General features: G+C 66.7%; 17 protein-coding genes and 2 tRNA genes. 6 read left to right on the forward strand and 13 right to left on the reverse strand.

What is annotated here, in order from left to right; all coding sequences use genetic code 11:
* Position 1: 1 nt before the first annotated feature.
* Positions 2-2,227: a hybrid sensor histidine kinase/response regulator gene (locus tag AC5P9I_RS13715; protein ID WP_130768251.1), complete on the forward strand. Its 2,226-nt coding sequence runs from the start codon at positions 2-4 to the stop codon at positions 2,225-2,227.
* Position 2,228: 1 nt separating this feature from the next.
* Here the strand turns inward: AC5P9I_RS13715 and bfr are convergent, their stop codons facing one another.
* The 3 genes from bfr to AC5P9I_RS13730 form a co-directional block, all read right to left on the reverse strand.
* A complete protein-coding gene (bfr, locus tag AC5P9I_RS13720) occupies positions 2,229-2,699 on the reverse strand; it encodes a bacterioferritin (RefSeq protein WP_033833577.1) in 471 nt (156 codons plus the stop codon).
* Between the two features lie 143 nt (positions 2,700-2,842).
* Positions 2,843-3,052: a (2Fe-2S)-binding protein gene (locus AC5P9I_RS13725; RefSeq protein ID WP_005411309.1), complete on the reverse strand. Its 210-nt coding sequence runs from the start codon at positions 3,050-3,052 to the stop codon at positions 2,843-2,845.
* Positions 3,053-3,160: 108 nt separating this feature from the next.
* Positions 3,161-3,781 (reverse strand): RNA pyrophosphohydrolase, encoded by a 621-nt coding sequence (locus AC5P9I_RS13730; RefSeq protein WP_033833578.1) that lies wholly within the window; start codon positions 3,779-3,781, stop codon positions 3,161-3,163.
* A gap of 120 nt (positions 3,782-3,901) precedes the next feature.
* On the opposite strand from AC5P9I_RS13730, the gene AC5P9I_RS13735 reads away from it, so the two are divergent.
* Positions 3,902-3,978: transfer RNA gene (locus AC5P9I_RS13735), tRNA-Met, on the forward strand.
* A 55-nt stretch (positions 3,979-4,033) separates the two neighbouring features.
* A tRNA-Gln gene (locus AC5P9I_RS13740) sits at positions 4,034-4,108 on the forward strand.
* A gap of 323 nt (positions 4,109-4,431) precedes the next feature.
* Here the strand turns inward: AC5P9I_RS13740 and rpsI are convergent.
* Positions 4,432-4,824: a 30S ribosomal protein S9 gene (rpsI, locus tag AC5P9I_RS13745; RefSeq protein WP_019661502.1), complete on the reverse strand. Its 393-nt coding sequence runs from the start codon at positions 4,822-4,824 to the stop codon at positions 4,432-4,434.
* A gap of 2 nt (positions 4,825-4,826) precedes the next feature.
* Positions 4,827-5,255 carry a 50S ribosomal protein L13 gene (gene rplM / locus AC5P9I_RS13750; RefSeq protein ID WP_005414692.1) on the reverse strand — a complete coding sequence of 143 codons (429 nt, stop codon included), beginning with the start codon at positions 5,253-5,255 and terminating at the stop codon, positions 4,827-4,829.
* 196 nt (positions 5,256-5,451) lie between these two features.
* On the opposite strand from rplM, the gene coq7 reads away from it, so the two are divergent.
* Positions 5,452-6,096 carry a 2-polyprenyl-3-methyl-6-methoxy-1,4-benzoquinone monooxygenase gene (gene coq7, locus AC5P9I_RS13755; protein WP_074726635.1) on the forward strand — a complete coding sequence of 215 codons (645 nt, stop codon included), beginning with the start codon at positions 5,452-5,454 and terminating at the stop codon, positions 6,094-6,096.
* Positions 6,097-6,151: 55 nt separating this feature from the next.
* Here the strand turns inward: coq7 and AC5P9I_RS13760 are convergent, their stop codons facing one another.
* Together AC5P9I_RS13760 and speD are read right to left on the reverse strand one after the other, a co-directional pair.
* On the reverse strand, positions 6,152-6,472 hold the full coding sequence (locus AC5P9I_RS13760) for a DMT family transporter (protein ID WP_005419816.1): 321 nt from the start codon (positions 6,470-6,472) through the stop codon (positions 6,152-6,154).
* A gap of 167 nt (positions 6,473-6,639) precedes the next feature.
* Positions 6,640-7,434, reverse strand: a complete 795-nt coding sequence (gene speD, locus AC5P9I_RS13765) for an adenosylmethionine decarboxylase (protein WP_005411315.1) — start codon at positions 7,432-7,434, stop codon at positions 6,640-6,642.
* 149 nt (positions 7,435-7,583) lie between these two features.
* Here speD and crp point away from each other — a divergent pair, with 149 nt between their 5' ends.
* Together crp and AC5P9I_RS13775 are read left to right on the forward strand one after the other, a co-directional pair.
* Positions 7,584-8,273: a cAMP-activated global transcriptional regulator CRP gene (gene crp / locus AC5P9I_RS13770; RefSeq protein WP_495229814.1), complete on the forward strand. Its 690-nt coding sequence runs from the start codon at positions 7,584-7,586 to the stop codon at positions 8,271-8,273.
* A gap of 62 nt (positions 8,274-8,335) precedes the next feature.
* Positions 8,336-9,097: a sulfite exporter TauE/SafE family protein gene (locus tag AC5P9I_RS13775; RefSeq protein WP_053461581.1), complete on the forward strand. Its 762-nt coding sequence runs from the start codon at positions 8,336-8,338 to the stop codon at positions 9,095-9,097.
* Positions 9,098-9,213: 116 nt separating this feature from the next.
* Here the strand turns inward: AC5P9I_RS13775 and AC5P9I_RS13780 are convergent, their stop codons facing one another.
* From AC5P9I_RS13780 to trpE, 6 genes are all read right to left on the reverse strand, one after another.
* Positions 9,214-9,930, reverse strand: a complete 717-nt coding sequence (locus AC5P9I_RS13780; RefSeq protein WP_005419826.1) for a haloacid dehalogenase-like hydrolase — start codon at positions 9,928-9,930, stop codon at positions 9,214-9,216.
* Positions 9,927-10,721: an indole-3-glycerol phosphate synthase TrpC gene (gene trpC, locus AC5P9I_RS13785; protein WP_049432395.1), complete on the reverse strand. Its 795-nt coding sequence runs from the start codon at positions 10,719-10,721 to the stop codon at positions 9,927-9,929. The genes AC5P9I_RS13780 and trpC overlap by 4 nt, the downstream gene beginning before the upstream one ends.
* A 75-nt stretch (positions 10,722-10,796) precedes the next feature.
* Complete coding sequence (trpD, locus tag AC5P9I_RS13790; protein ID WP_130768253.1) at positions 10,797-11,828, reverse strand: anthranilate phosphoribosyltransferase; 1,032 nt, start codon at positions 11,826-11,828, stop codon at positions 10,797-10,799.
* 16 nt (positions 11,829-11,844) lie between these two features.
* A complete protein-coding gene (locus tag AC5P9I_RS13795) occupies positions 11,845-12,432 on the reverse strand; it encodes an anthranilate synthase component II (protein WP_049468013.1) in 588 nt (195 codons plus the stop codon).
* 2 nt (positions 12,433-12,434) lie between these two features.
* Positions 12,435-13,214, reverse strand: coding sequence for an SIMPL domain-containing protein (locus AC5P9I_RS13800; RefSeq protein WP_049468014.1), 780 nt, complete (start codon positions 13,212-13,214; stop codon positions 12,435-12,437).
* A gap of 67 nt (positions 13,215-13,281) precedes the next feature.
* Complete coding sequence (gene trpE, locus AC5P9I_RS13805; RefSeq protein WP_057494325.1) at positions 13,282-14,757, reverse strand: anthranilate synthase component I; 1,476 nt, start codon at positions 14,755-14,757, stop codon at positions 13,282-13,284.
* Positions 14,758-14,780: the final 23 nt, after the last annotated feature.

The raw sequence follows: 14,780 nt of genomic DNA on the forward strand, positions 1-14,780 counted from the left end.
CGTGCCGCTGTGGGGCGTGCTGCTGGTTGCCCTCGCTGCAGCCGCCCCGGCGCTGGTGGTGGGCCTGCGCCTGCGCGCGCGCGCCCAGGCACTGGCCCAGCTGCGGCGCGCCCACGACGCGCTCGCCGCTGAGCGCGACCAGCTGCGCCGCACCACCGAACGCCAGGGCCAGCTCGAGCAGCAGCTGCTGCAGGCCAAGCAGGCCGCCGAAGCGGCTGCGCTGGCCAAGGGCGAGTTCCTGGCCACGATGAGCCACGAGATCCGCACCCCGCTCAATGGCATCCTGCCGATGCTGGAGCTGATCGCGCGCGGGCCGCTGGGCGAAGACCAGCGACAGATGCTGGCCACTGCCTCGGCCAGCTCGCAGCAGCTGCTGCGCATCGTCGACGACATCCTCGATTACTCACGGCTGGAGGCACAGGCGCTGGAACTGGAGATCACCAGTTTCAACCTGCGCGATCTGCTCGATGGCGTCGTCCAGCTGATGCAGCGCGCGGCCGATGCCAAGGGCCTGGCCCTGGCCCTGCAGCTTGATCCATCGGTGCGCCTGCCGGTGCGCGGCGACCCGGTACGCCTGCGCCAGGTCCTGAGCAACCTGCTGGCCAACGCGATCAAGTTCACCGCGCGCGGCCACGTGCAGCTACGCGTGCTGCGCCTGGGCGAAGGCGCCGCACAGCACCAGCTGCGTTTCGAGGTCATCGATACCGGCATCGGCATCGATGAAGCCCTGCAGGCGCGCCTGTTCCAGTCCTTCAGCCAGGCCGACGCCTCGACCACCCGCATCTATGGCGGCACCGGCCTGGGCCTGGCCATCTGCAAACGCATCATCGACCTGATGCACGGCCGCATCGGCGTGCAGTCCACGCCCGGCCAGGGTGCTACGTTCTGGTTCGAGATTCCGCTGCTGAAGGTGCCGGGCGACCTGCCCGCGATGTCGCGGGCGCCGGCCCCGCTGCTGCTGTTCAGTGCCGACGCGCCGCTGCAGGCCCGCATCGGGCGCATCGCGGCCCACCATGGGCTGCAGGTACAGGTGCTGTCGCAGCTGGACGCCGTGGTCGAACGCCTGCGCGCGGCGCCACGGCCCGGACAACCGGCACCGGCCTGGCTGCTGGTCGACGCGCGCGCGCGCCGCAGCGGCGAGGCGACGCTGCAGCAGGCACTGGCCGAGCGCGGTGACGACGACACACTGCAGGTGCTCTGGCTGCAGGATGACGCACCGGCGCAACGACCGCGCCAGCGCCAGCTGCCCACGCACTTCGACGATGCCGCCGTGCATGCGCTGCTGGCTGCACCGGTCACCCCTGCCCGCCCCGCAGCACTGCTGGCCAACGCGGACGACGCGCAACCGGTGGCCTCGCTGCCGCCGCTGCATCTGCGCGTGCTGCTGGTGGAGGACAACACGGTCAACCGCATGGTGGCCGAGCAGCTGCTGCGCGTGTTCCAGTGCGAGGTCCGCAATGCGGCCGATGGCGAGCAGGCACTGCTTGCCCTGCGCCAGGGTGAGGTGGACGTCGTATTGATGGATTGCCAGATGCCGGTGCTGGACGGCTACGCCGCCACGCGCCACTGGCGTGCCGAAGAAGCAGAAACCGGTCGTGCGCGACTGCCGATCATCGCAATGACCGCCAACGCCATGGCCGGCGACCGCGAGCGCTGCCTGCAGGCGGGGATGGACGATTACCTGTCCAAGCCGATCGACCGCGCCACGCTGCACGCGCTGCTGCAGCGCTGGGGTCGCCGGAACGCGGCCTCGTTGCCGCTGCCTTCCGTAGAGCCGGCGGCAGCGGCAGGCGCGGCTGCCAACGTCGCTGGCGACGGCCTGGAGCAGGCGCCCCAAGGCGATGACGGCCCGGTCGGCACGACGCCGCAACCGGTCCTCGACCGCGGGGTGCTGGACGAACTGCGCGCGGTGATCGGCGACGCTGCGACCCAGATCGTTACGGTCTTTCTGGAAGATGCACCGGTCATGGTGCAGCAGCTGCAGCAGGCCGCGCAGGCCGGTGATGAGCCGCGCCTGCAGGCGCTCGCGCACAGCCTGAAATCATCGAGCGCGAACGTGGGCGCGCTGTCGCTGTCGGCGGTTGCGCAGCGAATCGAGCACGAAGCCCGGAGTGGCAGCCTGCAGCGCCCCGCGGTCGCGGTGGCGCTGCTGGTGGCCGAATTCGCCCGCGCACGGGTGGCGCTGACCGGCTACCTGGCACAGCATCGCGCCGGCCAGTCCGGCTGATTCACTCTTCCAGCTTGCTCAGCAGGTACTTCGGCTCACCGATGCGCTCGATCAGGTCGAGCTGGGTTTCCAGCCAGTCGATGTGCTCTTCTTCCGAATCGAGAATCTTCACGAACAGCTGGCGGCTGACGTAGTCGCCGACCGAATCGGCATGGGCGACGGCCTCGCGCAGGGTGACCACGCCATCGCGTTCCAGCGACAGGTCGCACTGCAGGATCTCGGTCGGGTTTTCGCCGATGCGCAGCTTGCCCAGCGCCTGGAAGTTCGGCAGGCCTTCGAGGAACAGGATGCGGTCGGCGAGCATGTCGGCATGCTTCATCTCGTCGATCGATTCCTTGTACTCGTGTTCGGCCAGTTCCTTGATGCCCCAGTTCTTCAGCATCTTGGCGTGCAGGAAGTACTGGTTGATCGCGGTCAACTCGTTGTAGAGGACCTTGTTGAGGAATTCGATGACCTTGGTGTCGCCCTTCATGGGGATGCTCCTGCACGCTGAAAACGCAGGCACTTTAACGCCTTGCGTATCGGGGTGAAGGAACGCGAATCGTGCGCATTGGCCTGCGCGGCCGCGCGTGAAGGATGCGAAAGCGCGGCGTCATTGCGCCGCGAAAGAACCGCTCAGGCGACCTGTGCCAGGCCGAGGACCGGCAGCGGCAGGTCATGGGTCGCGCGCGCCTTGGCCAGCAGATCACCCGCCATGTCCAGGCAGGAACCGCAGGTGGCACCACATCCGGTACGCATGGTCAGTTCGGCCACCGTACTGACGCCATGGCTGGCGGCTTCGCGGATCTGGTGGTCGGTGACTCCGTTGCAGATGCAGACGTACACAGGCGGGAACCGGGCTGGCAGGCCAGTAGCGGCCTGTTGGCTATTCCAATGGAAACGAGAATGGTTGTCAATCAGAGACCTGAACCATTCTCGATACCGTTCAGGCTGTCAGCTCGCCGGACCGTCGCCGGTGGCCTTCTTCGGCCAATAGCCCCGGGTCCGGGGGCGCTTGCGCGGCCGGTCGTGGCCGGCGGTGTGGCCGGGCATCCAGGCCTCGGCCGCACTCTTGGGCATGGCGGTGACGCCCGGCCCTGCCACCCCGCGCGCCAACGGCGCCAGGTGTCGCAACGCGCGCGCATAGACCCCGCGCTTGAACATCACCACGTGCTCCACCGGGTACCAGAAATCGACCCAGCGCCAGTGGTCGAACTCGGGCGAGTCGGTGTGGTCCAGCTTCACGTGGGATTCGTCGCCGGTCAGGCGCAGCAGGAACCAGACCTGCTTCTGGCCGATGCAGACCTGCCGCTCGTTGCGGCGGATGGCCCGCGCCGGCAGCTTGTAGCGCAGCCAGCCGGGTGTCGCCCCGAGCACTTCCACATGCTCAGGCAGCAGGCCGGTCTCTTCCTGCAGTTCACGATACATGGCCTCGACAGGCGTCTCGTCGGTATTCATGCCGCCCTGCGGGAACTGCCAACCATCCCGGCGCACGCGTCGTGCCCAGAACACCTGGCCGTCCTGCCGCATCAGCACGATGCCGACGTTCGGTCGATAGCCGTCCGGATCGATCACGATGCGGACTCCTAAAAAATCTACTGGTCGGGACTATCCCACGCCGTCTGTCGGCCCACAAGCACGGCACAAAAGTGTTGACAGGGGCCATACACATCCGCAGAATAGCGGGCTCACCAAGGCTATGTAGCTCAGCCGGTTAGAGCACAGCACTCATAATGCTGGGGTCGGTGGTTCGAGTCCACCCATAGCCACCACGCTGAAATTCAAGTTGTTTTTCAGTGTGAAGAGTGAGAAAATAGTTGCACGTTTTGCCCCGTCGCCAAGCGGTAAGGCACCTGACTCTGACTCAGGCATTCGGTGGTTCGAATCCATCCGGGGCAGCCAAATTAAAAGCAAAAGGCCAGATCGAAAGATCTGGCCTTTTGCTTTTAATCTGGTCGCGCATTCCACCTTATCCCCGCGCCTGTCGGCACACCCGCTTGAACACCAAGGGGACCCTCCTCCAGAGAGAGGCCCGGGGTCGGATCCTTTTCCAAAGGAAAGGGCCCTGACCCCACCCCTTCCGAGATGCGAAACCATGGGTAGTGCCGGCCGCTGGCCGGCAACCAGGAAATCCATGACCCCAGAACGACAAAAGCCCGGCCGAAGCCGGGCTTTTGCTTTTCCATCCAGCGGGCCCCCGAAGGGGCCCAACCAGGCGCGGTGGATCAGCGCTTGGAGAACTGGGTGGCGCGGCGGGCCTTGTGCAGACCGACCTTCTTACGCTCGACCTCACGGGCGTCGCGGGTCATGAAGCCAGCCTTGCGCAGCTCGGACTTCAGGCTTTCGTCGTACTCGACCAGCGCACGGGCGATGCCCAGGCGGATCGCACCGGCCTGGCCGGTGGTGCCGCCGCCAGCGGCGGTGACCAGGATGTCGAAGCTCTCGGTGTTCTTGGTCAGCTCGAGCGGCTGGCGCACGATCATGCGCGCGGTCTCACGACCGAAGAACTCGTCCAGCGGACGGCCATTGACGGTGATGTTGCCCGAACCCTTGCGCAGGAACACGCGAGCGGTGGAGGACTTGCGGCGGCCAGTGCCGTAGTTTTGAGTGATAGCCATGATTAGATATCCAGAACCTGCGGCTGCTGTGCGGCGTGCGGATGCTCAGTGCCGGCGTAGACCTTGAGCTTGCGGTACATCTGGCGACCCAGCGGGCCCTTCGGCAGCATGCCCTTCACGGCGATCTCGATCACGCGCTCCGGGTGGCGCTCCAGCGCCTGGGCCAGGGATTCGGTCTTCAGGTTGCCGATGTAACCGGTGAAACGGTGATACATCTTGTCCTGCAGTTTCTTGCCGGTGACGGCAATCTTTTCTGCATTGATGACGACCAGGTAGTCGCCGGTATCAACGTGCGGGGTGTAGACCGGCTTGTGCTTGCCACGCAGACGGCGGGCCAGCTCGGTGGCGAGACGGCCCAGGGTCTTGCCCTCGGCGTCGACGAGGTACCAGTCGCGCTGGACGGTCTCGTTCTTGGCAGTGAAAGTGCTCATGAAGAACTCTAGGTTAGGTCGGGCTCATTGCGGCGAAGGACTCGCCGGAACTCTGCCACGCGTTGTGAAAGGTGAAGCGCAAGAGGCGGGATTGTACGCAGGTCACGCCCGCGATGCAAGCCGGCCCCGCCGCGGGTTGGCAGGGGGACGGGGCCGGGCGAGAATCGACGGGTCTTCCGCCCCGCCGCGTACCGCCATGACCGTGCCCCGCCAGACCACCCCGCTGGACCACCTGCTGACCGAGGCGCAGCGCGCCCTGGACACCGTGTTCGGCAACCCGCCGGCGGCCCGTCCCTACCCCGCCACGGACACCGGCGAGCCCGGCATGGATCGCGCCGAGCGCCGCCACGCGGCTGGCCTGATGCGGATCAACCACGTGGGCGAGGTCTGCGCGCAGGGCCTGTATTTCGGCCAGGCCGCCGTGGCCCGTGACCCGGCCACGCGTGACCATCTGCTGGAAGCGGCCCAGGAAGAAACCGACCACCTGGCCTGGTGCGCCACCCGGCTGGCCGAACTGGACAGCCGTCCCAGCCTGTTCAACCCCCTGTGGTACGCCGGCAGCTACACCATCGGCACCCTGGCCGGGCTGCGTGGCGACGGCTGGAACCTGGGCTTCGTGGTCGAGACCGAGCGCCAGGTGGAAGCCCATCTGGACGAGCACCTGGTCGACCTGCCGGCCGGCGACCTGCGCAGCCGCGCGGTCATCCAGGTGATGAAGGAAGACGAGGCGCGCCATGCGGAGCATGCCGAGCAGGCCGGCGCACGCCGCCTGCCGTTCCCGATCCCCGGCGCGATGGCCCTGGCCTCCAGGGTGATGAAGGCCATTGCCTACCGGCTGTAGCCGCGACACGCGGTCCGTTGTGACCGCCCGGTCGGCCAGCGGCCGGCACGACAGATCAGTTCGGCGAGACCAGCTTCAGGCCGATCACGCCGGCCACGATCAGTCCCACGCAGGCCAGGCGGGCCGGCGACGCGCTGTCGTTGAACAGGTAGATGCCCAGCACCGCCACGCCCATGGCTCCGATGCCGGTCCAGATCGCGTAGGCGGTGCCGACCGGGATGCTCTTCATCGCCTGGCTCATCAGGTACAGGCTGATCAGGGCCGACACCACCGTGGCAACGGTGGGCAGGGGTTTGCTGAAACCTTCCGAGTACTTCATTCCGAGGGCGAAACCGATCTCGAACAGGCCGGCCAGCAGCAGGTAGATCCAGGGCATGGGTGGGGGCTCCTTACCTTTCTTGGGAAAACAAAACGGCCCGGTGTTTTCACACCGGGCCGTGGGTCGGCACATCACCGTGGAACAATATCGCAAGTGCGACACCAGTTCCACGGGGCGGGTCGTCCCGCCTGGGCGGCGATGCCTGCAGGCATCGCGCATGGGGCTTACTCGGACAGGTTCCGGCCGTGGAACAGCTCTTCGATCTCGCGCTTGAGCAGCGCTTCGATCTTCATGCGCTCCTTGAACGACAGGTTCTTGGCCTTTTCCTCGAACAGGTACTGATCCAGGTCGAAGTCCTTCAGGTGCATCTTCGTGTGGAAGATGTTCTCCTGGTAGACGTTGACGTCGAACATCTCGTAACGCGACTTGATGTTCTTGGCCAGGAAGTTCTGGATCGAGTTGATCTTGTGGTCGATGAAGTGCTTCTTGCCCTTCACATCGCGGGTGAAGCCACGGACGCGGTAGTCCATGATCACGATGTCCGACTCAAGGCTCTCGATCAGGTAGTTCAGGGCCTTCAGCGGGGAAATGACGCCACAGGTGGCTACGTCGATGTCCGCGCGGAACGTCGCGATGCCTTCCTGCGGATGGGTTTCCGGGTAGGTATGGACAGTGATGTGGCTCTTGTCCATGTGCGCGACCACCGCGTCGGAGATCAGCTCCTTGCCGGCCAGCTTCTTGTCGATCACCGGTTCTTCGGAGATCAGGATGGTCACCGAGGCACCCTGCGGGTCGTAGTCCTGGCGGGCCACGTTCAGGATGTTGGCACCGATGATCTCGGCGACATCGGTCAAGATTTGAGTCAGCCTGTCGGCGTTGTACTCTTCATCGATGTATTCAATGTAACGCTGACGCTCCTCTTCGGTGCGCGCGTAACACACGTCATAGATGTTGAAGCTCAGCGCCTTGGTGAGGTTGTTGAAACCCTGCAGCCTCAGGCGAGGCAACGGCTTGACCACGGCGGTCGATTCCTGTGTAAGAAGGGAAAGGGGGAATTATGGGGCAAACTGCCCCCGGGGGGAACGTGAAGACGCAAGAGTTCTGGCACACTGTTTGCCCTTAACAATTGCGCTGGTTAAGCTCCGCTATCGACCCCGTGAATCCGTTCATGCGCAGAGGGAGCGCCCCTATCGTGTCAACCGTGCGCCTAGCTAGCAGTCCACTGGCCCTGGATATCGCCACAATCGATCGTTTCCTGGCGCACAGCCACAGGCGGCGATATCCCACCCGTACCGACGTCTTCCGACCCGGTGACCCGGCGGGAACCCTGTATTACGTCATCAGCGGCTCGGTCTCGATCATGGCCGAGGAAGATGACGACCGCGAGCTTGTGCTGGGCTACTTCGGTGCCGGCGAATTCGTCGGCGAGATGGGCCTGTTCGTCGAATCGGACCGCCGCGAGGTGATCCTGCGGACCCGCACCGCCTGCGAGCTGGCTGAAATCAGCTACGAGCGCCTGCATCAGCTGTTCCTCGGCCCGCTGTCGGCCGATGCCCCGCGCCTGCTGTACGCGCTGGGCCAGCAGATCTCCAGGCGCCTGCTCGACACCAGCCGCAAGGCCAGCCGACTGGCATTCCTGGACGTCACCGACCGGATCGTGCGCACCCTGCACGACCTGGCGCAGGAACCGGAAGCAATGAGCCACCCGCAGGGCAGCCAGCTGCGCGTCTCGCGCCAGGAACTGGCACGCCTGGTCGGCTGCTCGCGCGAAATGGCCGGCCGCGTGCTGAAGAAGCTGCAGACCGACGGCCTGCTGCATGCCCGCGGCAAGACCGTGGTGCTGTACGGCACCCGTTGACCGTTGAGCCCCCGGTGGGTGCGGACCTTGGTCCGCCCCCCTTCGCGCGCTAGGCTCGGGGCATGGAGCTGAGCAGCGAATTCTGGTGGTTCATCCTCATCGGCCTGGGCGCACAGCTGGTCGACGGCGCGCTGGGCATGGCCTTCGGCCTGGTGTCCTCGTCGGTGATGCTGAGCATGGGCCTGCCGCCGGCGCAGGTCAGCGCGAGCATCCACACCGCCGAAGTGTTCACCACTGGTGCCTCGGGTGTGTCGCACCTCGCAGCCGGAAATGTCGATAAACGCCTGTTCCTGCGCCTGGCCCTGCCTGGCGCGGTGGGCGGTGCCGTGGGCGCGTACGTGCTCACGCAGATCCCGGGCGAGATCATCCGGCCACTGATCTACCTGTACCTGCTGGTGCTGGCGATCATCATCCTGGCCCGCGCGGCCGGACGCTGGATGCCCAAGGGCGAGATCCGCCGGGTACCGGTGCTGGGTTTCTTCGCGGGCCTGCTCGACGCCAGCGGCGGTGGCGGCTGGGGGCCGATCGCCACGTCCACCCTGCTCGCCCGTGGTGGCCAGGCGCGTACCACGATCGGTACGGTCAATGCGGCGGAGTTCGTGGTCACGCTGACGGTGTCGGCGACCTTCCTGCTGTCGATGGGGGTGCAGCACCTGCAGATCGTCGCCGGCCTGCTGATCGGCGGCATGATGGCCGCGCCGGTGGCGGCGATCCTGGTCAAGCGGGTGAAAGAGCGCTGGGTGCTGGTGGCCGTCGGCGTGCTGGTGCTGGGGATCAGCCTGTTCCAGGTCGGGCACGCGGTGTACGGGTACCTGGGGCATTGAGCGTTTGCCGGCCAGCGGCCGGCACTACCGCGACGGAGGAGGGTAGTGCCGGCCGCTGGCCGGCAGATCCGTCATCGTGCGATGGGGTCAGGCCCCCGACGGGATCTGGCCCCGGGCTACGCCTTGTCGCCGCCCCGGTCCACGCAACCCCAGTTGAGGATGCGGGTGCCGGCTGGCAGCACGCGGCGGAAGAACGCCACCCGGCCCGGCTTCGGGTTCACCACCACCGGCGCCTTGGCCGCCAGCAGCAGCGGCAGGTCGGCGGTACTGTCGGAATAGGCGATATCGATGTCGCCATAGCCGCGCTCGCGCAGCATGCGCATCTTTTCTTCGTTGTGGCAGTGACGGGTCGGGCCGACGCCGCCCAGCCGCGGGCCGACCTCGGTGCCGATCACCGGCACGTCCTGGTGGGCCACGAAGGCCAGGATGGCGCGTGCCAGTTCCGGCGGCGCGCCGGTGGCGACCACCACGCGGTCGCCCTTGGCACGGTGCGCGGCGAACACCTCCAGCGCCTGCGGCAGCAGCTTGGCGCGCATCTGCGCCTGGTTGCGCAGCACATAGGCGTCGATCACCTTGTTGAAGTCGCGGGCACGATGCAGGCCGAAGCTGCCGATCCACACATAGACCGAGATGCCCGCACGGCGGGTCGGCAGCATCGCCACCATCGGCCCGGCGATCGGCGTGACCAGCAGTGCCGCCAGCATGCGCAACGGGTTGCGCTTGATCAGCGAGGCGAACAGGTGGGTGCCCGAATCGCCGTCGTAGAGGGTGTGGTCGAAGTCGAAGACCACCAGCGGCGCATCCTCGCGCGGCGTTGGATAGTGCGTTGTCATGCCGCGAAGAATAGCTGACGCAGGCCCTCGCCCGGCTCTTCCACGCGCATGAAGGCCTCGCCGACCAGGAAGGCATGGATCCCGGCATCGCGCATCAGCGCGACATCCTGCGGGCCGAGGATGCCGCTCTCGGTGACCAGCAGGCGGTCACGCGGCACGGCCTGCTGCATGTCCAGCGTGGTCTGCAGCGACACCTCGAACGTGCGCAGGTTGCGGTTGTTGATGCCGATCATCGGCGCCGGCACCTGCAGGGCGCGCTCCAGTTCATCGATGTCGTGCACTTCCACCAGCACGTCCATGCCCAGCGACAACGCCAATTCGGACAACGTGGCCAGCTGGGTGTCGTCCAGCGCGGCCACGATCAGCAGGATGCAGTCGGCGCCCAGCACGCGTGCCTCGTACACCTGGTAGGCGTCGATCACGAAGTCCTTGCGCAGCACCGGCAGCGTGCAGGCCTCGCGCGCCTGCTGCAGGTAGGCGTCGGCGCCCTGGAAGAAATCCACGTCGGTCAGCACCGACAGGCAGCTGGCACCGCCGAACTCGTAGCTGACGGCGATGTCGGCCGGGCGGAAGTCCGGGCGGATGACGCCCTTGGACGGGCTGGCCTTCTTCACCTCGGCGATCACCGCCGGGTCGCCGTTGGCCACCGCCGCCTGCAACGCGCGCACGAAGCCACGTACCGGCGGGGCGCTGGCCACGGCGGCCTGCAGCGCCTCGAGCGGGCGCTGGGCGCGGCGCTGGGCCACTTCTTCGGCCTTGCGGGCCAGGATCGTCTGCAGGATGTCGCTCATCGTCTTCGGGTCGGTGCGGGGGGCGGTGAGGACGGCCATTATCGGCCATCGACGGGGTCAGGCTGAACCGCGCGCTCAGGCAACCAGCGCGCGGGTGGTTTCCACGTACTGCTGCAGGCGCTGGCGGGCGCTGCCGTTGGCAATGGCGGCACGGGCGCGGGCCAGGCCATCGCCGATGTCGCTGGCCACGCCGGCCACGTACAGGGCGGCGCCGGCATTCAACGCAACGATGTCCAGCGCCGGGCCGGACACGTTGTCCAGCACGGCGCGCAGCATCTGGATGGACTGCTCCGGGCCGTCCACGCGCAGGTTGCGGCTGGCCGACATGGCGATGCCGAAGTCCTCCGGGTGGATCTCGTACTCACGCACCTTGCCGTCGCGCAGCTCGCCGACCAGAGTGCCGGCGCCCAGCGAGATCTCGTCCATGTTGTCGCGGCCCCAGACCACCATGGCGCGCTCGGTGCCCAGCTCGCGCAGCACGCGGGCCTGGATGCCCACCAGATCGGGATGGAACACGCCCATCAGTACCGACGGCGCGCTGGCCGGATTGGTCAGCGGGCCGAGGATGTTGAAGATGGTGCGCACGCCCATTTCGCGGCGTACCGGCGCGACCACCTTCATCGAGGGGTGATGGATCGGCGCGAACATGAAGCCGATGCCGGTCCGGTCGATGGCGGCGGCCACCTGGTCCGGCTGCAGTTCGATCACCGCGCCCAGCGCTTCCAGCGCGTCGGCACTGCCGGACTTGGAAGACACGCTGCGGTTGCCGTGCTTGGCCACGCGCGCACCGGCGGCAGCGGCCACGAACATCGAGCAGGTGGAGATGTTGAAGGTGTGCGAGCCATCACCACCGGTACCGACGATATCAACCAGGTTGGAGGTATCGGCCACCGGCACTGGCCGGGCGAATTCACGCATCACGGTGGCCGCCGCGGCGATCTCGTCCACGGTCTCCTTCTTCACCCGCAGGCCGGTGAGGATCGCCGCGGTCATCATCGGCGACACGTCGCCGCGCATGATCTGCCGCATCAGGTCGACCATTTCGTCGAAGAAGATTTCGCGATGCTCGATGGTGCGATGCAGGGCTTCCTGGGGGGAGAAGCTCATGGGAATGCTCCTTGGATCAGGCCGCCGGGCGCTGCAGGAAATTGCGCAGCAGGGCGTGACCGTGTTCGGTGAGGATGGATTCGGGGTGGAACTGCACGCCCTCCACCGGGAACTGGCGGTGGCGCAGGCCCATGATCTCTTCGATCGAGCCGTCCTCGTTCTCGGTCCAGGCGGTCACTTCCAGCACATCGGGCAGGCTGTTCTTGTCCACCACCAGCGAGTGGTAGCGGGTGGCCTGGTAGCGGTCGGGCAGGCCGGCGAACACGCCCTTGCCTTCATGGCGGATCGGCGAGGTCTTGCCGTGCATGATGTTGCCGGCACGGATGACAGTGCCGCCGTAGACCTGGCCGATGCCCTGGTGGCCCAGGCACACGCCGAGGATCGGCGTGGTCGGGCCCAGGCGCTGGATCAATTCCAGCGACACGCCCGCTTCGTTGGGCGTGCACGGGCCAGGCGAGATGACGATGCGCTCGGGTTTCTGCGCGGCGATCTCATCCACGCTCATCGCATCATTGCGCACCACCTTCACTTCGGCGCCCAGCGTCTGCAGGTACTGCACGAGGTTGTAGGTGAAGCTGTCGTAGTTGTCGATCATCCACAACATGGTCAGGTTCCGTCGCTTATCAGGAAAATGGCGTATACGTTTTCGGTGTAGGTGATGGGGCCGGCTTCAACGGATTCGGGCTCAGCGGGCGCAGGCGCCGAGGCGGGCGCGTAGCTGCCGGTCACCGAGATCCTGTCGAGATCCCCGCCGTCTTCGCCCGGCTGCGGCCATTGCCCGGCCTGGATGCCGTAGGCGAAGTTCGGCGCCACGTCGGAGATGCTGTACAGACCGCGCAGCCGCGTGCCGTAGGCCTTGGCCAGGCCCTGCGCGGACTGGCGGGTCTGGGCTGCGGCCTCGCCCTTGAGTTCGCGCCGCAACGCCGCTTCGCCCGAGTAGGTCGGCGCCATGCTGCTGACCTGCACGTTCTCGTTGGCCTTCAACGCACCCAGGACGTCCTGCATCGCCTTCACGCTGGCAAAGCTGGCGCGCAGCTGGCGCGACACGCGGGTACCGATGAAGACCTGCCGGTTCTGCTCGTAGCGCGTCGCCGGGCCGATCCGCAGGTTGTCCGCACGCACGCTGCCCTCCACCGCCTTGTGCTGCTTGAACAGCGCCAGCACGCGGGCCACGTTGCCCTGCACGCGGCGGCGCGCCGCATCGGCATCCATGTCGGTCTCTTCGATGTTCAACTGCAGGCCGAACCGGTCCGGCATCACCGTGCGGGTGCCCTGCCCCTTCACCAGCAGGTGCGGCTGCGAGGGGATGGTATTGGCCTGCGCCCACGCAGACGGGGCCATCGTGGCCAGCAGCGACGACCACAGTAATGCGCTCAGCAGCTTCATGCGGTACTCCTTGTCTTGAATGGGAACAGCAGGAGGTGCCGCGGCGCAGGCCACGGCACGGAAAGGCTCACAGGCCCTTGGCAGCCTGGGCGACAGCGCGGAACAGCGCGCGGCCCTTGTTCATCGTCTCGTCCCATTCCTTGTCCGGGTCCGAGTCGTAGACGATGCCGGCACCGGCCTGCACGTACAGGCGGCCATCCTTGATCACCGCGGTGCGGATCGCGATCGCGGTATCGGCATCGCCATGCCAGCCGATGTAGCCGATGCTGCCGGCATAGACGTTGCGCTTGATCGGTTCCAGCTCGCGGATCACTTCCAGCGCGCGGATCTTCGGCGCGCCGCTGACCGTGCCGGCCGGGAACGTGGCACGCAGCACGTCGGCATAGCTCAGCCCCGGCTGCAGCTGCCCGGTGACTTCGCTGACGATGTGCATGACGTGGCTGTAGCGTTCGATCACGAACTGCTCGCCCACTTCCACGGTGCCGGCCTTCGAGACGCGGCCAGCATCGTTGCGGCCGAGGTCGATCAGCATCAGGTGCTCGGCGCGTTCCTTCGGGTCGGCCAGCAGCTCGGCTTCCAGCGCCAGGTCCTGCTCGACGGTAGCGCCACGCGGGCGGGTGCCGGCGATCGGGCGCACGGTGACTTCGCCATCCTGAAGGCGTACCAGGATTTCCGGCGAGGAACCGACCACCTGCAGGTCGCCGACATCCAGGAAGTACATGTACGGCGACGGATTCAGTGCACGCAGCGCGCGGTACACATCCACCGGGCGCGCCTTGAACGGCACGCTCAGGCGCTGGCTGAGCACCACCTGGAAGATGTCGCCGGCGCGGATGTATTCCTTGCTGCGCTGGACCGCATCGACGAACCCTTCGCGGGTGAACCCGGAGACGAAATCCGATTCATCCAGCACGTCGCTGTTGAGCGGGGCGGGATAGCCGGCACCCGGTGCACGCAGCTTCGCCGTCAGGGCATCCAGGCGCGCCTGGGCCTGTTCGAAGGCACCGTCGACGCGCGGGTCGGCGTGCACGATCAGGTACAGCCGGCCCTTCAGATTGTCGAACACCGCCAGCTCGTTGGAGTCCAGCAGCAGGATGTCCGGCGTGCCCAGTTCATCGCGGCCAGCGGGCGGGGCCAGGCGCGGCTCGATGTAGCCGATGCACTCGAAACCGAACCAGCCGACCAGGCCACCGGTGAAGCCCGGCAGGCCGTCCAGCTTCGGCACCGAGTGGGCGCTGCGCAGTGCCTCGACTTCGGCGAACGGGTCGGCCACCTCGCGGGTGTCAACCACCTGGCCGTCTTCGCGCACGGTCAGCGTGTGGCCATGGAAGGCGTACACGCGCCGCGCCGGCAGCCCGATGATCGAGTAACGACCAAAGCGCTCGCCGCCTTCGACGGATTCAAACAGGTAGGTATTGGGGCCGTCGGCGAGCTTCAGATAGACCGAGAGCGGCGTGTCCAGGTCGGACAGCACTTCACGGACGACGGGAATATGGGTGTGGCCTTCAGCGGCCTGCTGCTGAAACTGAGCGTGCGAGTTCAAGACGACTTTCCTTCCGGGACACA

This window comes from Stenotrophomonas sp. YJH_SMC_29 (assembly GCF_059371235.1).